Raw genomic sequence first — 17,843 nt, forward strand, 5'->3', positions numbered from 1 at the left:
GAGATGTATTGCCCGTTGCCGGGTAATGCCGGTACTTATTTGTAGATTTCAGCGGTCGCGTGGAAGTTGCCGTCGTTGCGCGCTTCGATCACGCGGTAAGCGGTTGCCCCTTTGGCATCGGCTTTATCGGACAGCGCCTGACGAATGTCGGAAGGCGCAGCGGCGACGCCGCTCACGGTGATCACACCGGCGGGCTGCAGTTTTGCGGCCTGGGTTGCGTCAACAGATTGTGCTGCGAATGCGCCAAAGGAAAGCATGGACAGAACGCTCAGGGTTGCAACGGTAGCTTTAATTTTCATCATCTCACCTCATCGTATTCTTTTATCAGTTCCAACGAACTGTGATTCAGTTCACGGAAATGAGTATACAGCTAGTAACGTGAAAAATTAATAGTTCGCTAACAGTTGCTAGTGAAACTTTAAACCGATGAACCTTATTTTTTATAACTACAAGGAATAAAAAACGCTCATAAAACGATCTTTCGATGTTAATTTTATGTAATTTCAATAAGGTAAGTGCTTTTGACTAAAAGTGCGGAAGATCACAGTGGGTACTGCTGGTTACATGGATATGTCATGGAAATGTGTTGTTGCGGGATAAAAAAGCAGTGTTAAACGCGGTTGAAGGCCGGAAAGGTAACGCGAGGGTTAAAGAAGCGCTAACAAAATGCGGGCGGTAGCCGCACTTTGTTAGCGCCAGGTTTCACAGCTCTTGCTCGAACACGCCCAGGATCGCTTCATGCAGCTTCTGAGCGGTAAAGCCGCTGGACGGCGTGACGAAAATCGTGTCGTCGCCGGCGATAGTGCCGAGGATGCCCTGGGATTTGCCCAAGGAGTCAAGCAGGCGGGCGATCAGCTGTGCGGCGCCCGGACTGGTGTGGATCACCACGACGGCGTCGTTATGGTCGACGTCCAGCACCAGGTTCTTCAGCGGGCTGGTGGTGGTCGGCACGCCGAGTTCGGCAGGAAGGCAATACACCATTTCCATTTTGGCATTGCGCGTACGTACCGCACCGAACTTGGTCAGCATGCGCGATACTTTGGATTGGTTAATGTTTTCGAAGCCTTCTTCTTGCAGCGCCAAAACGATCTCGCCTTGAGAACTGAATTTTTCTTCTTTCAATAACGCTTTGAACGTCTTGATCAGATCTTCCTGTTTTGCGGGATTACGCATTTTGCACCGTGGAATGTTGATAATGGAAGTCATGATTATGCATATAGATGAATTTTTATGCAACAAAGGCCGACCCAAAGAAAATAAACATGACCGGGCGGCGAGGAAAGGGCGGCATTTTAACAAAATCCGGCCGTGATGAATATGCCCTTTTGACGTCGGAAAATCGGCCTGCGCTGGTAAATAAAATGTTATTAAAATGATGTTGTTCTGATGTTGCGTAAGGGTGTAATGTAACGGCCGGTTAACTTGCTCGTGAATAACCTCGCACTATTTTTGATTAGTGTGCGCTATGCCCTTCATGCGTAAGCGATTTAATCTAAAATGGGCGCGACAGCGGTCATTTTATTGCACCTGCAGGCAACAATTAGCTAATTTATTGTTTTTAAAGGTGTAATAATTTAAGGTCCGTCACCAACACATTCACGGCGCTTTATATATTTAAGACAATAAAGGAGTATAGGATGAAAGTTGCAGTTCTCGGTGCTGCTGGCGGTATCGGCCAGGCCCTCGCCCTTCTACTCAAAACCCAGCTTCCTTCAGGTTCTGAACTCTCTCTCTACGACATTGCCCCCGTTACCCCAGGCGTTGCCGTCGACTTAAGCCACATCCCAACCGCAGTTAAAATCAAAGGCTTCAGCGGCGAAGACGCGACCCCGGCTCTGCAGGGTGCGGACGTGGTGCTGATTTCCGCCGGCGTGGCCCGTAAGCCAGGCATGGATCGCTCTGACCTGTTCAACGTTAACGCCGGCATCGTGCGTAACCTGATTGAGCAAGTGGCGAAAACCTGCCCGAAAGCCTGCATCGGCATCATCACCAACCCGGTTAACACCACGGTCGCCATCGCGGCGGAAGTGTTGAAAAAAGCCGGCGTTTACGACAAGAACAAACTGTTCGGCGTGACTTCGCTGGATATCATCCGTTCCAACACCTTCGTGGCCGAGCTGAAAGGCAAGCAGCCGGAAGAGTTGAACGTGCCGGTCATCGGCGGCCACTCTGGCGTGACTATCCTGCCTCTGCTGTCGCAGATCCCTGGCGTGAGCTTCACCGATCAGGAAGTGGCGGATCTGACCAAACGCATTCAGAACGCCGGCACCGAAGTGGTGGAAGCCAAAGCCGGTGGCGGGTCTGCTACGCTGTCCATGGGCCAGGCGGCCGCGCGTTTCGGTCTGTCTCTGGTGCGCGCACTGCAGGGCGAGAAAGGCGTTGTGGAATGCGCTTACGTTGAAGGCGACGGCAAATACGCTCGCTTCTTCGCACAGCCGCTGGTGCTGGGTAAAAACGGCGTTGAAGAACGCAAGGATATCGGCACGCTGAGCGCCTTCGAACAGAAAGCGCTGAATGAGATGCTGGACGTGCTGCACAAAGATATCGAACTGGGCGAGAAGTTCATCAATAACTGATCGTCGCCGATAGTCAGCCGATAAACGCCGCCGGACGCTGTTCCGGCGGTTTTTTTTGCCCCGCGTTCACGATTTGATGCGGGCTTTTCGATCCAGCAGGCAATCGCTGTGCGGATCATAATAGCGGCTTGGCCAGATCTCCGATGGGTGGATGCCGATTGCTTCGGCGATCAGCCATTCCCCCTTCGGCCAGGGACGCGACAGCGCGTTGGCCAGCGTTGATGAGCTTAATCCGGCCTTGCGCGACACCGCCGCCAGCGTGGTGCCCTGTTTGCGTAACGCCGCGATGATATCTGCCGGATGCCAATCTGGGTTCCTTGAATTCATGTTTACATTCCTTTTCTGATTAGCCAAAGTTGCGTTAGTGGTATAACTAACGGATCAGGGTTAGGCGTTTGAACAACGTGAAACGCTTATTCGGAAACAAGAATACCATTAAATTTCCTAAAAAATACCCAAGTAATTTCCAAAAATGACTTTGCCCACTATTGCCCAGAGATGATGGCTATGAAAAACGAGTGGTTTGCCGCCAAGGAACTGACAGGCATCGCAGGATTACCTTCCTCACCACAGGGAATCAATCTGATGGCCCGGCGCGAAGGCTGGATAAGCCGCAGGCGTAAAGGCGTGCAGGGAAAAGCGTTGGAGTATCATATCGACAGCCTGCCGCCTGGTGCACGCAACCTGCTGATGCTGAAAGAAGATGGGGCGGCGTATGACGTAGAACGCCAGGATCCGTTAGCGGTATGGATCGAGTATTACTACCATTTGACGGAGAGCGAGCGCGAGAAAATGGTGGCTTTCCTGATGCGGGAAGGGATAGGCGGCCTGCTAGCGCGTATTGACGAAGAGAACAATACCTAGACAGGCCCGCCTCAGCGGGCCTGATAAGAATGTTAAGAAACTTTTATTTCTTAAAAATCGCGTTGCACTGCCAGATGCGCCAGGCCTTCCAGCGCCGTGCGGTGCTCCGAGGCCGGCAAGACCTGCAGCGCGGCGATCGCCTTGTCGGCTTCTTCCTCGGCGCGTTGGCGAGTGTATTCCAGCGAACCGCATTGTTGCATCGCCTGCAATACCGGCTCCAGCAGATGACGACCGTTGCCTTGCTCAATCGCGCCACGGATCATCTCACGCTGTGCGTCGTCGCCGTTGTGCATCGCGTGCAGCAGCGGCAGGGTCGGTTTCCCTTCATTCAGATCGTCACCGGTGTTTTTGCCCAGGGTGCTGCCGTCGGCGCTGTAGTCGAGCAGATCGTCGATCAGCTGGAAAGCGGTGCCGAGGTAGCGGCCATAATCTTGCAGCGCCTTCTCTTGCTCGGCGTTGGCGCCGGACAGGATCGCCGACGATTGCGCCGCCGCCTCAAACAGACGGGCGGTTTTGCTGTAGATCACCCGCATATAGCTTTCTTCGCTGATGTCAGGATCGTGCACGTTCATCAACTGCAGCACTTCGCCTTCGGCGATGACGTTGACCGCCTCCGACATCAGCGCCAGCACGCGCAGCGATTCCAGGCTGGTCATCATCTGGAAGGCGCGGGTATAGATAAAGTCGCCGACCAGCACGCTGGCGGCGTTGCCGAACGCGGCGTTGGCGGTGGCTTTGCCGCGGCGCATGTCCGATTCGTCGACGACGTCGTCATGCAGCAGCGTGGCGGTATGGATGAATTCGATCAGGGCGGCGACGGTGACGTGCTTGTTGCCTTCATAGCCCAACGCGCGCGCCGCCAGGACGGCGATCATCGGCCGGATGCGTTTACCGCCACCGCTGATAATGTAATAGCCAAGCTGATTGATGAGCGTGACATCGGAATTCAGCTGTTCGAGAATTGTTGCGTTCACGGCCGCCATATCTTGCGCGGTTAACTCGGTAATTTGCTCTAGGTTCATTGTGTTTTTTTCAGCTGTGTTTCTCTTCACCGCGTTGAGATCGCTGCTCACATCGGTACATGGCGGTAACTGTCCCTATGATTGTACTTGAAAAACGGTTCAGATAAACGCCACGAAAGAAACTGTGTTTTTTTTCTTCTTTTTTGTACATCTGGTCTTATTCTGCTCTTGTCATGCGCCGCTTTTTTGCGTAGAATTCGCGCCCTATTGTGAATATTTATAGCGCGCTCTGAACTAACACAGTCGGGCACGCGGAAAGCGGAGTTTTATATGTACGCGGTTTTCCAAAGTGGTGGTAAACAACACCGAGTAAGCGAAGGTCAGACCGTTCGCTTGGAAAAGCTGGACATCGCAACTGGTGAAGCGGTTGAGTTTGACCAGATTCTGATGATCGCTAATGGCGAAGATATCAAAATCGGCGTTCCTTTCGTCGATGGCGGCAAGATCAAAGCTGAAGTCGTTGCTCACGGTCGTGGCGAGAAAATTAAAATTGTTAAGTTTCGTCGTCGTAAACACCACCGTAAGCAGCAGGGCCACCGTCAGTGGTTCACTGACGTTAAAATCACCGGCATCAGCGCTTAAGTTAGGAGAGCGGATTAATGGCACACAAAAAGGCTGGCGGCTCGACTCGTAACGGTCGCGATTCAGAAGCTAAACGTCTGGGCGTAAAACGCTTTGGCGGCGAAGCAGTACTGGCAGGCAGCATCATCGTTCGTCAGCGCGGCACCAAATTCCACGCTGGTACCAACGTGGGTTGCGGCAAAGACCACACTCTGTTTGCTTTGAAAGACGGTAAAGTCAAATTCGAAGTTAAAGGCCCGAGCAATCGTAAATTCATCAGCATCGAAGCTGAATAATTTTTCGAGCCTTACGAAATAGATGTAAGCCCCGCAATTCGTTGCGGGGCTTTTTACATTTATGGGTTGCCTGCGGGCAGCCCTGTCAGCGTTGGCGAAGGTAATATGGATACGAAGCAGCAGGTCGGCGTGGGTATTTCCCTGGCGTTAACCACGGCGGTTTGCTGGGGCGCGTTGCCGATCGCGATGAAAGAAGTGTTGGCGGTGATGGAGCCGTTTACCGTCGTTTGGTATCGCTTTACCATGGCCGCCATCGGTTTGGGCGTGATCCTCGCGGTGCGCGGCAAGCTGCCGCCGCTGAAGATGTTCCGTCAACCGCGTTGGCTGCTGCTGTTGGCGATCGCCACGGCGGGGCTGTTGGGCAACTTTGTGTTCTTCAGTTCCTCGCTGCAATACCTGAGCCCGACGGCGTCGCAGGTGATTGGCCAGCTGTCGCCGGTGGGCATGATGTTCGCCAGCGTGCTGATTTTAAAAGAGCGCATGCGCATCACCCAGGTCATTGGCGCCTTGATGCTGATTTGTGGACTGATGTTGTTTTTCAACGTCAGTCTGATAGAGATCTTTACCCGGCTGACGGACTACACGCTGGGCGTCATGCTGGGCGTGTGTGCGGCGATGGTCTGGGTGAGCTACGGCGTGGCGCAGAAGGTATTGCTGCGACGGCTGGCTTCGCCGCAGATCCTGGTTATGTTGTACACTTTATGTGCGATGGCGTTGTTCCCTCTGGCCAAACCCGAGGTGATTTTCCAGCTTAGCGGCTGGCAATTGGCGTGCCTGCTGTTTTGCGGCGCCAACACGTTGATCGGCTATGGCGCGCTGGCGGAAGCGATGGCGCGCTGGCAGGCGGCGCAGGTGAGTGCGTTGGTGACGCTGACCCCGCTGTTTACCCTGCTGTTTTCTGATTTATTGGCGCTGGCCTGGCCCCAGGCATTCGCCGCGCCGACGTTAAATCTCGTCGGCTATGTTGGCGCGTTTGTGGTCGTGGCGGGCGCTATGTTTTCCGCAATTGGTCACCGGTGGTGGCCGCGACGGGCAGAACCCCCCCAGGTTGCTCCTTTGAAGCAGCCCGGTGAATGATTTACGGAGACGGTAAATGAAGTTTGTAGATGAAGCAGCGATTCTGGTCGTTGCAGGCGATGGCGGCAACGGATGCGTCAGCTTCCGCCGCGAAAAATATATCCCTAACGGTGGGCCTGACGGCGGCGACGGCGGCGACGGCGGTGACGTCTACCTGCTGGCGGACGAGAACCTCAATACCCTGATCGACTACCGCTTTGAGAAGTCTTTCCGCGCCGAGCGCGGTCAGAATGGCCAGAGCCGCGACTGTACCGGTAAACGCGGTAAAGACGTCATCATCAAGGTGCCGGTCGGCACGCGCGTGAAGGATCAGGGCACCGGCGAGATCCTCGGCGACATGACCCGTCACGAGCAGAAACTGATGGTCGCCAAAGGCGGCTGGCACGGTCTGGGTAACACCCGTTTCAAATCGTCGGTCAACCGTGCGCCGCGTCAGAAGACGCTGGGCACCGCCGGCGAAGCGCGCGATCTGTTGCTGGAGCTGTTGCTGCTGGCCGATGTGGGCATGCTGGGGCTGCCGAACGCCGGCAAATCGACCTTCATCCGCGCGGTGTCCGCCGCCAAGCCGAAGGTGGCCGATTATCCGTTTACCACGCTGGTGCCAAGCCTGGGCGTGGTGCGCATGGACCACGAGCAGAGCTTTGTGGTCGCCGACATTCCGGGGCTGATCGAGGGCGCCTCCGAAGGCGCTGGCCTGGGCATTCGCTTCCTGAAACACCTGGAGCGTTGCCGCGTGCTGTTGCACCTGGTGGACATTGCGCCGATCGACGAATCCGATCCGGTGGAAAACGCCAAAGTCATCATCAACGAGTTGAACCAATACAGCGAAAATCTGGCGCAGAAGCCACGCTGGCTGGTGTTCAACAAAATTGATGTGATTGGTGAGGAAGAAGCTGCCGAACGCGCCAAGGCGATTGTGGAAGGCATGGGCTGGGAAGGAAAGTACTACATGATCTCCGCCGCCAACCGCGAAGGCGTCAACGCGCTGTGCTGGGACGTGATGAACTTCATCAACACCCAGCCGAAAGCGATGGCGATCGAAGAAAGCGCGCCGGAAAAAGTCGAATTCATGTGGGACGACTATCACCGCGAACAGCTGGCGGAGATGGAATCGGAAGCGGATGACGACTGGGATGACGACTGGGACGAAGACGACGACGAAGGCGTCGAAATCATTTACCAGAAGTAATTCGATGATAAAGGGCTCAGCAACGCTGGGCCCTTGTTATTTGAGCGCCTTTTCCGGCAGCCAACACTGGGCATTCAGGCCGCGCGCATCGCGGCGGTTTTCCAGCGTCAAGCGCCCCTGGTGCAGCTGCACGATGCGGATCACGATATTCAAGCCCAGTCCGCTGCCGCCGTAGCGTTGATCCATGCGGCGAAACGCCTGCGTCAGCTCCCCGACCATCTCTTCCTTGATCCCCGGGCCATCGTCGATGACCTGCAGCAGATAACCGCGGTCCTGCGGCGTTAACCGCACCTGTATCGCGCCACCTTCCGGGCCGTATCGGTGGGCGTTTTCGACCAGGTTGCGCAGCAGCAGCCGCAGCAGCACCGGATCGCCGTTCACCGCGGCGGCGGCCGGCAATTGCCAGGCCAGCGTTTGCCCGCGTTGGGCGGTCATTTCGTCGAGCTCTTCACGCAGCGGCTGGATCACATCGGCTACCCAATCGAAATGCTGGTAATGGCCGCTGGCAAAGTCTTGCCCGGCGCGCGACAGCATCAGCAGTTGCTCGACGGTGTGCATCAGTTGATCGATGCGGGCGATCAGCGCCTGGCTGCCCTTGACGCCCTGTTTTTCCATCAGTTCCAGATGCAGGCGGATGCCGGCCAGCGGCGTGCGCAGCTCGTGGGCGGCGTCGGCGGTGAACAGGCGTTCCTGCTGAATGGTGTTGTCCAGCCGCGAGAACAGCTGATTGAGCGCATTGGTGACCGCCACCATTTCCTGGCTGTCGCTGGTGATCGGCAGCGGCGTCAGGTTATCGGCAGAGCGCTTTTCCAGCCGCTGCTGCAATTGGTTGAGCGGGCGGGTGATCCAGCTGATGGCCCAGAAAGACGCCAGCAGGGTCACGATCATCATGATCAGCGAAGGCGCCAACAGCGAGGCGATGGCTTCGGCGATCTCGGTATCGACGCGCTCGCTGCGCACTTTGGCGGACAGGGTTTCGTCCACCAGGAAGCTGATCTGTTCCTGGCTTTCGTGCCACAGCCAGAAGGCGCTGATGAGCTGCGTGACCAACAGGATCAGCGCCAACATCAGCAGCAGGCGGCGGCGCATGCTGATCATGAGGAAGGTTCCAGGCGGTAGCCGATGCCGCGCACGGTGCGGATGCGATCCTTGCCCAGTTTACGGCGCAGGTTGTGGATGTGCACTTCCAGCGTGTTGGAGCCCAGATCGTCTTGCCAGGTGTAGAGATCTTGTTGCAGGAGCTCACGGTTGACCGTCTGCCCGGCACGCATGATCAGGCGCGACAGAATGGCGAACTCTTTTGGCGTGACTTCCACCGGCTGTTGCTGCAGGTAGACCTGCTGGCTGGAGAGGTTCAACTGCAGGTCATCCACCTGCATCAGATTGTCGCTGTGGCCCTGGTAGCGCCGAAGGAGGGCGCGCACGCGCGCCTGCAGCTCAACCAGCGCGAAGGGTTTGACCAGGTAGTCGTCGGCGCCGGCGTCCAGCCCGTCGACGCGATCTTCCAGGGCGTCGCGGGCGGTCAGGATCAGCACCGGCAGATCGATCTGCTGGCGGCGCCACTGCCGCAGCAGCGCCGCGCCGTCCATGTCCGGCAGGCCGAGATCCAGGATCACCATGCTGTATTGGCTGGTGATGAGCAGGCTGTTGGCCTCCGCCGCCGTGGCGGCACAGTCGCAGACGTAACCCTCGCCGGTCAGCGCCAACGCCAGCCCCTGTTGCAGCAGTTCATCATCTTCAACGACCAGCAGCTTCATGACGACCCTCAGTTGTTTTGGTAAATATCCCGATACAGGCGGCTTTCGAAGCGCACCAGCGGCGCGCGGCGCTGTTTCTGATCTTCCGGCGGCACGGCGTAGCCGGAGAGATACTGAACGAAGGCCATGCGCTGGCCGCTGGCGGTCGTGATGAAGCCCGCCAGGTTGTAGACGCCCTGCAGCGCGCCAGTCTTGGCCGACACCTTGCCGTCGACGCCGGCTTCATGCAGGCCGCCGCGGTAGCGCAGGGTGCCGTCATAGCCGGACAGCGGCAGCATCGAGATAAAGTTCAGCTCGTTGTCGTGCTGCGCGATGTACTGCAGCGCCTGCATCATGGTCGCCGGGGCCAGCAGGTTGTGGCGCGACAGGCCGGAACCGTCAGCGATGATGGTATTGCCCAGATCGATGCCGGCCTTCTGGCGCAGCACCTGCCGTACCGCATCGGAACCGGCTCGCCAGGTGCCCGGCACGCCGAAGCGTTCGTGGCCGATGGTGCGGAAGACGGTATCGGCGATCATATTGTCCGATTTCTTCAGCATGATCTTCAACAGATCGTGCAGCGGCGCTGACTGGGTTTGCGCGATCACCGTGCCGGTGATGCCAGGGCGCGTCTGGCGTTTCAAATGTCCGTCGATTTGGATGCCGGCCTGCGTCAGCTCGTCTTTCAGGATGGCGCCCGCGTAGCTGGCACCGTCCTGGATGGCGAAGGCCAACGGCAGCGGTTCGCTGCGCTGCGTCAGGCAGCCGGTCAGGGTAAAGCGGTTCAGCTCGCCCGGCACCACGTCCAGTTCGCAGTACTGCGCGTCAGCGGAGCCGCGTGCCAGGGTGCGCACCTGGCTAAACATATTGACCGGATAATAGGAGGCGACGCGGATAAACGCCATGTCGCCCGGATTTGGCGCGCTGTACAGCGAGACCGAGAAACAGTTGCGATCGACGATGGCGGCGGCCGGCGGCGCGCTGAAGCACTGCGTCAGATCGTTCCACGGCCAGCCGGGCGCCTTGTCATGGCTGGCGAAGACCGAGGTGTCGACCAGCACGTCGCCGCTGATTTGGCGCACGCCCTGCTTCTTCAGGACGGCCACCATATTGCGCAGGCTCTGGCGTTTGAAAGTCGGATCGCCGCTGAAGCGGGCAATCAGGTTGCCGCGCAGCACGCCGTCGCGAATATCGCCCTGGCTCTCCAGCGTGGTGGTGAAACGGTAATCGGGCCCGAGTTGCAATAGCGCAGCCAGCGCCGTCAGCACTTTTTGGGTACTGGCCGGCAGCGCCATCTGCTGAGAGTGGTAATCGATCGTCGGCGCGCTGGCGCCGATCTTCTGAACGACCAGGGCAAGGTTGGCCCCATCAGGCAGATATTGTGTGTACTCTTCAACCGGGGCCGCATTCGCATTCAGAACAAATGCGCAAGCCAATGCACTGACAATTCGTGAAAAACGCATAATCTCGGGATAACAGCTGGATAACGTGCCGTCATACTACGGTGCAATCAGGGAAAAAGTAAACGATGACCCTCAAGGAACTCTAGGCTAAAATGCGTATCAAAATGCAAAACCGATCTTGGCTTGGGCCCCGTTCCGAGTCAGGTTTCTTTTGTTTGTCGCCTGGAGGCGGGGGGCGGTATGCCAACCGTGTTTTCATACGAATACGTCAGGATGACGGTTATTTGAACAGGAAAGATTTAGAGGTATTTATACGATGAACCAAATTCCGATGACCTTGTTTGGCGCTGAAAAACTGCGCGAAGAGCTCGAATATCTGAAAAGCGTGCGCCGCCCGAAAATCATTGCGGATATCGCTGAAGCGCGTGAACACGGCGACCTGAAAGAAAATGCCGAGTACCATGCCGCCCGCGAACAGCAGGGTTTCTGTGAAGGCCGCATTCAGGAAATCGAAGCCAAGCTGTCCAATGCTCAGGTGATCGACATCACCAAGATGCCGAACACCGGTCGGGTGATCTTCGGCGCCACCGTATCGGTGATGAATCTGGACAGCGAAGAAGAAGTGACTTACCGCATCGTTGGCGACGATGAGGCCGATTTCAAGAAAAATCTGATTTCGGTAAACTCGCCGATGGCGCGCGGCCTGATCGGCAAAGAGCAAGACGATGTGGTGGTGATCAAAACCCCAGGCGGCGACGTGGAATACGAGATCCTGAAGGTCGAGTATCTCTGATCGGGACCGTTGGTCATTAATGCGCCAACGTTTTGTAAAGATAGGAAAAAGGCCGCAAGCGGCCTTTTATCTTGGTCAGGCGCATGGCACCTTTTCGTTAACCTGATGGTTATTAACGCGGTAGACTGATCTTGCGCTCTTTCGACGGGCGGTAAAGAATAAGCGTACTGCCGATAACTTGCACATTGCAGGCGCCCGTTTCACGCACGATAGCGTCGGCGATCAGGGTCTTGGTTTCGCGATCTTCAGCGGCGATTTTTACCTTGATCAGCTCATGATGCTCCAGAGCCTGTTCAATTTCAGCCAGCACCCCTTCGGTAAGACCGTTATTGCCCAGCATCACCACCGGTTTTAACGGATGCGCCAGGCCTTTCAGGTGCTGTTTTTGTTTATTATTCAGATTCATTGTCTTTTTTGCTTAAGTTGGGATTGAAAACGGTACATTCTACCGCCATCTCATGTATATCACCAAATCGGTCTTCACCGGTGTGAGTCTACGTGAGCAGCGACCCTGACATAAGACTCTTTTTATGATAGTTGGAAAACGAGATGGCTAATAAAAAGCGTTCGGCTAGCTCCAGTCGCTGGTTACAAGAACACTTTAGCGATAAATATGTACAGCAGGCGCAGAAAAAGGGACTGCGTTCCCGTGCCTGGTTTAAACTTGATGAAATACAGCAGAGCGACAAACTGTTCAAACCGGGCATGACCGTGGTTGACTTGGGCGCCGCACCGGGCGGCTGGTCGCAGTATGTGGTCACCCAAATCGGCGGTACCGGGCGCATCATCGCCTGTGATATTTTGCCAATGGATCCTATCGTTGGCGTCGATTTCCTTCAGGGCGATTTTCGTGATGAACTGGTGCTGAAGGCACTGTTGGAACGAGTAGGCGAGAGTAAGGTTCAGGTGGTCATGTCCGATATGGCCCCGAATATGAGTGGCACCCCGGCGGTCGATATTCCAAGGTCGATGTATCTGGTGGAGTTGGCGCTGGATATGTGTCGTGATGTCCTCGCACCAGGCGGAAGTTTCCTGGTGAAGGTGTTCCAGGGAGATGGCTTTGACGAGTACCTACGGGAAATTCGCTCCCTGTTTACGAAGGTTAAGATTCGTAAGCCAGACGCTTCCCGCGCCCGTTCGCGCGAAGTGTACATTGTAGCGACAGGGCGCAAACTGTAGTACCCTAACGCTGTTTGTTAACACAGTTGTAAGATGAGGTTAATCCCTTGAGTGACATGGCGAAAAACCTAATTCTCTGGTTAGTCATCGCGGTAGTGTTGATGTCTGTATTCCAGAGCTTTGGGCCCAGCGAGTCGAATGGCCGTAGGGTGGATTACTCTACCTTCATGTCCGAACTGACCCAGGACCAGGTTCGCGAAGCGCGAATCAACGGACGTGAAATTAACGTTACCAAGAAAGACAGTAACAAATACACGACCTACATCCCTGTCAACGATCCTAAGTTGCTGGATACGTTGTTAACGAAGAATGTGAAAGTTGTCGGCGAGCCGCCTGAAGAGCCGAGCCTGCTGGCTTCTATCTTTATCTCTTGGTTCCCGATGCTGTTGCTGATCGGGGTCTGGATCTTCTTTATGCGGCAAATGCAGGGCGGCGGCGGCAAGGGCGCGATGTCCTTCGGCAAGAGCAAGGCCCGCATGCTGACGGAAGACCAGATCAAGACCACTTTCGCCGATGTCGCCGGGTGTGACGAAGCGAAAGAAGAGGTGAGCGAACTGGTGGAATACCTGCGCGAACCGAGCCGTTTCCAGAAGCTGGGCGGCAAGATCCCGAAAGGCGTGCTGATGGTTGGCCCGCCGGGGACCGGTAAAACGCTGTTGGCGAAAGCGATCGCCGGCGAAGCGAAGGTACCGTTCTTCACCATTTCCGGTTCCGACTTCGTCGAAATGTTCGTCGGCGTGGGTGCATCCCGCGTGCGCGACATGTTCGAACAAGCGAAGAAAGCCGCGCCGTGCATCATCTTCATCGATGAAATCGACGCCGTCGGTCGCCAGCGTGGCGCCGGCCTGGGTGGCGGTCACGATGAGCGCGAGCAGACCCTGAACCAGATGCTGGTTGAGATGGACGGTTTCGAAGGCAACGAGGGCATCATCGTCATCGCGGCGACCAACCGTCCGGACGTGCTTGATCCCGCGCTGCTGCGCCCGGGCCGTTTCGACCGTCAGGTCGTGGTCGGGCTGCCGGACGTGCGCGGCCGCGAGCAGATCCTGAAGGTGCACATGCGCCGCGTGCCGTTGGCGGCTGACATCGACGCCTCCGTCATTGCGCGCGGTACGCCGGGCTTCTCCGGTGCCGATCTGGCCAACCTGGTCAACGAAGCGGCGCTGTTCGCCGCCCGCGGCAACAAGCGCGTGGTGTCGATGGTGGAGTTCGAGAAAGCCAAAGATAAGATCATGATGGGTGCGGAACGCCGCTCCATGGTGATGACTGAAGCGCAGAAAGAGTCGACCGCGTATCACGAAGCGGGCCACGCCATCATTGGCCGCCTGGTTCCTGAACACGACCCGGTGCACAAGGTCACCATCATTCCTCGTGGTCGGGCGCTCGGCGTGACCTTCTTCCTGCCGGAAGGGGATGCGATCAGCGCCAGCCGTCAGAAGCTGGAGAGCCAAATCTCCACCCTGTACGGCGGTCGTCTGGCGGAAGAGATCATCTACGGGCCGGAAAAAGTCTCTACCGGTGCGTCGAACGATATCAAAGTGGCGACCTCCATCGCCCGCAACATGGTGACCCAATGGGGCTTCTCCGAGAAGCTGGGGCCGCTGCTGTATGCGGAAGAAGAGGGCGAAGTGTTCCTGGGCCGTTCCGTGGCCAAGGCGAAGCACATGTCGGATGAAACCGCGCGTATCATCGACCAGGAAGTGAAGTCGCTGATCGAACGCAACTACACGCGTGCTCGCTCGCTGCTGATGGAAAACATGGACATCCTGCACTCGATGAAGGATGCGTTGATGAAGTATGAAACCATCGATGCGCCGCAGATCGACGATCTGATGAACCGCAAAGACGTGCGTCCGCCGGCGGGCTGGGACGATGCGAACAAAGGCAACAGCTCCGACAACGGTGGCACCCCGAAAGCCCCGACGCCGGTAGATGAGCCGCGCACCCCAACGCCGGGCAACACCATGTCCGAACAGCTCGACAAGTAACAGCGGCTGTGTAATAACATCAAACCCCGGCATGCCGGGGTTTTTTTTTGCCCGGCGGGCAGTGAACCAGGCAACAGTAAGGTGGACCAACCATGCAGTTAACCGTGCGCGACATGACGCTCAATCTCTCCCATCCTCAGGTGATGGGCATCCTCAACGTGACGCCGGATTCGTTTTCCGACGGCGGCCGCCACAACACCCTGAACCAGGCGCTGGTACATGCGCATGCGCTGATTTCGGCCGGCGCCACGATGATTGATATCGGCGGCGAATCGACAAGGCCGGGGGCGGCGGAAGTGAGCGAAGAGGAGGAGCTTGAGCGGGTCGTGCCTGTGGTGGAAGCGCTGGCGCAGCGCTTTGAAGTCTTTATCTCGGTCGATACCTCGAAAGCGGGTGTGATCCGCGAATCGGCGCACGCCGGCGCACACTTGATCAACGACATCCGTTCGCTGCAGGAGCCGGGCGCCCTGGCGGCGGCGGCGGAAAGCGGTTTGCCGGTCTGCCTGATGCACATGCAGGGGCAGCCGCGCACCATGCAGCAGGCGCCCCACTACGACGATCTGATCGCCGACGTTCAGACGTTTTTCGAGCACCATATCCGGCGCTGTAACGAGGCGGGGATAACAAATCAGAAATTGCTGCTCGACCCAGGCTTCGGTTTCGGTAAAAATTTGGCGCACAACTATCAGCTTCTGGCCCGGTTGTCGGAATTTCATCGTTTCGGTTTGCCGCTGTTGGTCGGCATGTCGCGCAAATCGATGATTGGACAACTGCTGAACGTGCCGCCGGATCAACGGGTTATCGGCAGCGTGGCCTGCGCGGTGATCGCGGCGATGCAGGGGGCGCAGATTGTCAGAGTGCATGACGTTAAAGAAACCGTCGAGGCGATGCGTGTCGTCGAGGCAACACTTTCAGCTAAAGGACAGTAGAGACATGAGCGAGCGCAAATATTTTGGCACCGACGGCATCCGAGGCAAGGTCGGGGACAGCCCCATCACGCCGGACTTCGTGCTGAAACTGGGCTGGGCGGCCGGTAAAGTGCTGGCGCGTCACGGTTCCCGCAAGATCATCATCGGTAAGGATACGCGCATCTCCGGTTATATGCTGGAGTCCGCTCTGGAAGCCGGCCTGGCGGCCGCCGGATTATCCGCCTCCTTCACTGGGCCGATGCCTACGCCGGCGGTGGCCTACCTGACGCGCACCTTCCGCGCGGAAGCGGGCATTGTCATCTCCGCTTCGCACAACCCGTTCTATGACAACGGCATCAAGTTCTTCTCGATCGACGGCGCCAAATTGCCGGACAACGTCGAAGAGGCGATCGAAGCCGAGATGGAAAAACCGCTGACCTGCGTAGAGTCCGCCGAGCTGGGTAAAGCCAGCCGTATCATCGACGCCGCCGGCCGCTATATCGAATTCTGCAAAGGCACTTTCCCGAGCGAGCTGAGCCTGAAGGGGCTGAAAATCGTGGTTGACTGCGCCAACGGCGCGACTTATCACATCGCGCCGAGCGTGCTGCGCGAGCTGGGCGCCACGGTGATAGCCATCGGCGTTGAGCCGGACGGGATGAACATCAACGAAAAATGCGGCGCTACCGATGTGCGTCAGCTGCAGGAGCGCGTACTGAAGGAAAAAGCGCACGTCGGCCTGGCGTTCGACGGTGACGGCGACCGCGTAATGATGGTGGATCACCTGGGCAACAAGGTGGACGGCGACCAGATCCTGTACATCATCGCCCGTGAAGGCCTGCGTCAGGGCCAGCTGCGCGGCGGCGCGGTCGGCACACTGATGAGCAATATGGGGTTGGAGCTGGCGCTGAAACAGCTGGGCATTCCGTTCGCTCGCGCCAAAGTGGGCGACCGCTACGTGCTGGAGAAGCTGCAGGAGTTGGGCTGGCGCATCGGCGCGGAAAACTCCGGCCATGTGATCCTGCTGGACAAAACCACCACCGGCGACGGCATCGTGGCCGGGCTGCAGGTGCTGACCGCCATGGTGCGCAACCACATGAGCCTGCATGACCTGTGCAGCGGCATGAAGCTGCTGCCGCAGATCCTGGTCAACGTGCGCTTCGCCGGCGAGCACAATCCGCTGGAGTCTGATGCAGTGCGCAAAGTCACCGAGCAGGTGGAGGCCGAGCTGGCCGGCCGCGGCCGGGTGCTGCTGCGCAAATCGGGCACCGAGCCGCTGATCCGCGTGATGGTGGAAGGCGAAGACGAGCAGCAGGTGACCGCGCTGGCGCATCGCATCGCCGACGCGGTGAAATCCGCAGGTTAAAACAGACAGTTAGCCGCCGGGCTTGGCATCGCTGAGCCCGAACAGGCGATTGTTGGCGTTTTTTTCCGCAAACGCGCCGGCGGCTGCAAATTGCCCTTGCGCGGGTTGGCGGCTTTGGTTAGTATTCACACCCGCTTCAGTAGGCAGTTTATAAAAACGCCTGCTTGATGAGTGTGAAGCATTTGGCATGCGGTAAGGCCGCAAGGATACGGGTACTACTATGTACGAAGCTCTTCTGGTAATTTTCCTGCTGATCTCAATCGGGCTGGTTGCTCTGATTATGTTGCAGCAAGGTAAAGGCGCTGATATGGGAGCCTCTTTCGGAGCAGGTGCATCAGGCACATTGTTCGGTTCGAGTGGTTCCGGTAACTTTATGACCCGCATGACTGCTGTGCTGGCGACGTTGTTCTTCGTCATCAGTCTGATTCTGGGCAACCTCAGCAGCAACCAGAGCAAGAAAGGCAGCGAGTGGGAAAACCTGGGTCAGCCAGTGAAAACTGAGCAGACGACCGCGCCGGCGGCACCAGCCAAGCCGAGCAGCGATATCCCGCAGTAAGCCGCAACAAAGTTTGAAAACGGTGGTTGTGAACTCGAAAGAACAACGGCCGTTAGCAGTAAGAATCAGTACCGAGGTGGTGGAATTGGTAGACACGCTACCTTGAGGTGGTAGTGCCCTAACGGGCTTGTGGGTTCGAGTCCCATCCTCGGTACCAAATCCCAGAGATAACTTGCAATTTTGCGATTATCGGCGTAGTATTTGCCACGTTTTCGGACGCGGGGTGGAGCAGCCTGGTAGCTCGTCGGGCTCATAACCCGAAGGTCGTCGGTTCAAATCCGGCCCCCGCAACCACTTTCCTTTAAGTGTTTATTTTCAAATACACTTTTCGA

20 protein-coding genes and 2 tRNA genes are annotated in these 17,843 nt (G+C 57.1%); 14 read left to right on the forward strand and 8 right to left on the reverse strand.

The annotated features are described in order from the left end of the window. Positions 1–35: 35 nt before the first annotated feature. Both yhcN and argR read right to left on the reverse strand, forming a co-directional pair. Entirely contained in the window at positions 36–299 is a 264-nt protein-coding gene (yhcN, locus tag EDY99_RS23295; protein WP_004933574.1) for a peroxide/acid stress response protein YhcN, read from the reverse strand. Positions 300–702: 403 nt separating this feature from the next. Continuing rightward, positions 703–1,173, reverse strand: a complete 471-nt coding sequence (gene argR / locus EDY99_RS23300) for a transcriptional regulator ArgR (RefSeq protein WP_016929335.1) — start codon at positions 1,171–1,173, stop codon at positions 703–705. A 464-nt stretch (positions 1,174–1,637) separates the two neighbouring features. On the opposite strand from argR, the gene mdh reads away from it, so the two are divergent. Then, entirely contained in the window at positions 1,638–2,576 is a 939-nt protein-coding gene (mdh, locus tag EDY99_RS23305) for a malate dehydrogenase (RefSeq protein ID WP_033636811.1), read from the forward strand. A gap of 66 nt (positions 2,577–2,642) precedes the next feature. On the opposite strand, the gene EDY99_RS23310 is transcribed toward mdh, so the two are convergent. Continuing rightward, positions 2,643–2,903, reverse strand: a complete 261-nt coding sequence (locus tag EDY99_RS23310) for a helix-turn-helix transcriptional regulator (RefSeq protein ID WP_004933567.1) — start codon at positions 2,901–2,903, stop codon at positions 2,643–2,645. A gap of 180 nt (positions 2,904–3,083) precedes the next feature. Between EDY99_RS23310 and EDY99_RS23315 the strand changes: the two genes are divergently transcribed. Next, positions 3,084–3,440 carry a DNA-binding protein gene (locus EDY99_RS23315; protein ID WP_033651481.1) on the forward strand — a complete coding sequence of 119 codons (357 nt, stop codon included), beginning with the start codon at positions 3,084–3,086 and terminating at the stop codon, positions 3,438–3,440. A gap of 50 nt (positions 3,441–3,490) precedes the next feature. On the opposite strand, the gene ispB is transcribed toward EDY99_RS23315, so the two are convergent. Next, positions 3,491–4,462, reverse strand: coding sequence for an octaprenyl diphosphate synthase (gene ispB / locus EDY99_RS23320; protein WP_033641648.1), 972 nt, complete (start codon positions 4,460–4,462; stop codon positions 3,491–3,493). Positions 4,463–4,732: 270 nt separating this feature from the next. On the opposite strand from ispB, the gene rplU reads away from it, so the two are divergent. The 4 genes from rplU to cgtA all read left to right on the forward strand — a co-directional run bounded on the left by rplU (position 4,733) and on the right by cgtA (position 7,585). Beyond that, positions 4,733–5,044, forward strand: coding sequence for a 50S ribosomal protein L21 (gene rplU, locus EDY99_RS23325; protein WP_004933561.1), 312 nt, complete (start codon positions 4,733–4,735; stop codon positions 5,042–5,044). Between the two features lie 17 nt (positions 5,045–5,061). Continuing rightward, complete coding sequence (gene rpmA, locus EDY99_RS23330) at positions 5,062–5,319, forward strand: 50S ribosomal protein L27 (protein WP_004933559.1); 258 nt, start codon at positions 5,062–5,064, stop codon at positions 5,317–5,319. A 105-nt stretch (positions 5,320–5,424) separates the two neighbouring features. Beyond that, positions 5,425–6,396: a DMT family transporter gene (locus EDY99_RS23335; RefSeq protein ID WP_033641649.1), complete on the forward strand. Its 972-nt coding sequence runs from the start codon at positions 5,425–5,427 to the stop codon at positions 6,394–6,396. 16 nt (positions 6,397–6,412) lie between these two features. Then, positions 6,413–7,585 carry an Obg family GTPase CgtA gene (gene cgtA, locus EDY99_RS23340; protein WP_033641651.1) on the forward strand — a complete coding sequence of 391 codons (1,173 nt, stop codon included), beginning with the start codon at positions 6,413–6,415 and terminating at the stop codon, positions 7,583–7,585. A 36-nt stretch (positions 7,586–7,621) separates the two neighbouring features. On the opposite strand, the gene pmrB is transcribed toward cgtA, so the two are convergent. From pmrB to dacB, 3 genes are read right to left on the reverse strand one after another with little or no spacing between them, the layout of a single operon-like run. Continuing rightward, positions 7,622–8,683, reverse strand: a complete 1,062-nt coding sequence (pmrB, locus tag EDY99_RS23345) for a two-component system sensor histidine kinase PmrB (RefSeq protein WP_033641653.1) — start codon at positions 8,681–8,683, stop codon at positions 7,622–7,624. Next, a complete protein-coding gene (pmrA, locus tag EDY99_RS23350) occupies positions 8,680–9,342 on the reverse strand; it encodes a two-component system response regulator PmrA (RefSeq protein ID WP_033641655.1) in 663 nt (220 codons plus the stop codon). The genes pmrB and pmrA overlap by 4 nt, the downstream gene beginning before the upstream one ends. A gap of 8 nt (positions 9,343–9,350) precedes the next feature. After that, positions 9,351–10,784, reverse strand: a complete 1,434-nt coding sequence (dacB, locus tag EDY99_RS23355) for a serine-type D-Ala-D-Ala carboxypeptidase (RefSeq protein WP_048232490.1) — start codon at positions 10,782–10,784, stop codon at positions 9,351–9,353. A 256-nt stretch (positions 10,785–11,040) separates the two neighbouring features. Here dacB and greA point away from each other — a divergent pair, with 256 nt between their 5' ends. Beyond that, a complete protein-coding gene (gene greA, locus EDY99_RS23360) occupies positions 11,041–11,517 on the forward strand; it encodes a transcription elongation factor GreA (protein WP_004933539.1) in 477 nt (158 codons plus the stop codon). A gap of 112 nt (positions 11,518–11,629) precedes the next feature. Here the strand turns inward: greA and yhbY are convergent, their stop codons facing one another. Next, positions 11,630–11,923, reverse strand: a complete 294-nt coding sequence (gene yhbY / locus EDY99_RS23365) for a ribosome assembly RNA-binding protein YhbY (protein WP_004933536.1) — start codon at positions 11,921–11,923, stop codon at positions 11,630–11,632. A gap of 143 nt (positions 11,924–12,066) precedes the next feature. On the opposite strand from yhbY, the gene rlmE reads away from it, so the two are divergent. The 7 genes from rlmE to EDY99_RS23400 all read left to right on the forward strand — a co-directional run bounded on the left by rlmE (position 12,067) and on the right by EDY99_RS23400 (position 17,805). Next, a complete protein-coding gene (rlmE, locus tag EDY99_RS23370) occupies positions 12,067–12,696 on the forward strand; it encodes a 23S rRNA (uridine(2552)-2'-O)-methyltransferase RlmE (RefSeq protein ID WP_004933533.1) in 630 nt (209 codons plus the stop codon). A 56-nt stretch (positions 12,697–12,752) separates the two neighbouring features. Then, entirely contained in the window at positions 12,753–14,684 is a 1,932-nt protein-coding gene (ftsH, locus tag EDY99_RS23375) for an ATP-dependent zinc metalloprotease FtsH (protein ID WP_004933529.1), read from the forward strand. Positions 14,685–14,776: 92 nt separating this feature from the next. Next, positions 14,777–15,613, forward strand: coding sequence for a dihydropteroate synthase (gene folP / locus EDY99_RS23380; RefSeq protein ID WP_042783532.1), 837 nt, complete (start codon positions 14,777–14,779; stop codon positions 15,611–15,613). 4 nt (positions 15,614–15,617) lie between these two features. After that, a complete protein-coding gene (gene glmM / locus EDY99_RS23385; RefSeq protein WP_033651476.1) occupies positions 15,618–16,955 on the forward strand; it encodes a phosphoglucosamine mutase in 1,338 nt (445 codons plus the stop codon). Positions 16,956–17,175: 220 nt separating this feature from the next. Then, entirely contained in the window at positions 17,176–17,511 is a 336-nt protein-coding gene (secG, locus tag EDY99_RS23390) for a preprotein translocase subunit SecG (RefSeq protein WP_004933519.1), read from the forward strand. A 70-nt stretch (positions 17,512–17,581) separates the two neighbouring features. Next, positions 17,582–17,668, forward strand: a tRNA-Leu gene (locus tag EDY99_RS23395). A 60-nt stretch (positions 17,669–17,728) separates the two neighbouring features. Then, positions 17,729–17,805, forward strand: a tRNA-Met gene (locus EDY99_RS23400). Positions 17,806–17,843 lie beyond the last annotated feature (38 nt).

The organism is Serratia sp. LS-1 (genome assembly GCF_003719595.1).
GTDB classification, from domain to species: Bacteria; Pseudomonadota; Gammaproteobacteria; order Enterobacterales; family Enterobacteriaceae; genus Serratia; species Serratia ureilytica.

Coding starts and splice junctions, on each gene's coding strand:
- yhcN (WP_004933574.1), bottom strand. CDS start 299: ATGAAAATTAAAGCTACCGTTGCAACCCTGAGCGTTCTGTCCATGCTT.
- argR (WP_016929335.1), bottom strand. CDS start 1,173: ATGCGTAATCCCGCAAAACAGGAAGATCTGATCAAGACGTTCAAAGCG.
- mdh (WP_033636811.1), top strand. CDS start 1,638: ATGAAAGTTGCAGTTCTCGGTGCTGCTGGCGGTATCGGCCAGGCCCTC.
- EDY99_RS23310 (WP_004933567.1), bottom strand. CDS start 2,903: ATGAATTCAAGGAACCCAGATTGGCATCCGGCAGATATCATCGCGGCG.
- EDY99_RS23315 (WP_033651481.1), top strand. CDS start 3,084: ATGAAAAACGAGTGGTTTGCCGCCAAGGAACTGACAGGCATCGCAGGA.
- ispB (WP_033641648.1), bottom strand. CDS start 4,462: ATGAACCTAGAGCAAATTACCGAGTTAACCGCGCAAGATATGGCGGCC.
- rplU (WP_004933561.1), top strand. CDS start 4,733: ATGTACGCGGTTTTCCAAAGTGGTGGTAAACAACACCGAGTAAGCGAA.
- rpmA (WP_004933559.1), top strand. CDS start 5,062: ATGGCACACAAAAAGGCTGGCGGCTCGACTCGTAACGGTCGCGATTCA.
- EDY99_RS23335 (WP_033641649.1), top strand. CDS start 5,425: ATGGATACGAAGCAGCAGGTCGGCGTGGGTATTTCCCTGGCGTTAACC.
- cgtA (WP_033641651.1), top strand. CDS start 6,413: ATGAAGTTTGTAGATGAAGCAGCGATTCTGGTCGTTGCAGGCGATGGC.
- pmrB (WP_033641653.1), bottom strand. CDS start 8,683: ATGATCAGCATGCGCCGCCGCCTGCTGCTGATGTTGGCGCTGATCCTG.
- pmrA (WP_033641655.1), bottom strand. CDS start 9,342: ATGAAGCTGCTGGTCGTTGAAGATGATGAACTGCTGCAACAGGGGCTG.
- dacB (WP_048232490.1), bottom strand. CDS start 10,784: ATGCGTTTTTCACGAATTGTCAGTGCATTGGCTTGCGCATTTGTTCTG.
- greA (WP_004933539.1), top strand. CDS start 11,041: ATGAACCAAATTCCGATGACCTTGTTTGGCGCTGAAAAACTGCGCGAA.
- yhbY (WP_004933536.1), bottom strand. CDS start 11,923: ATGAATCTGAATAATAAACAAAAACAGCACCTGAAAGGCCTGGCGCAT.
- rlmE (WP_004933533.1), top strand. CDS start 12,067: ATGGCTAATAAAAAGCGTTCGGCTAGCTCCAGTCGCTGGTTACAAGAA.
- ftsH (WP_004933529.1), top strand. CDS start 12,753: ATGGCGAAAAACCTAATTCTCTGGTTAGTCATCGCGGTAGTGTTGATG.
- folP (WP_042783532.1), top strand. CDS start 14,777: ATGCAGTTAACCGTGCGCGACATGACGCTCAATCTCTCCCATCCTCAG.
- glmM (WP_033651476.1), top strand. CDS start 15,618: ATGAGCGAGCGCAAATATTTTGGCACCGACGGCATCCGAGGCAAGGTC.
- secG (WP_004933519.1), top strand. CDS start 17,176: ATGTACGAAGCTCTTCTGGTAATTTTCCTGCTGATCTCAATCGGGCTG.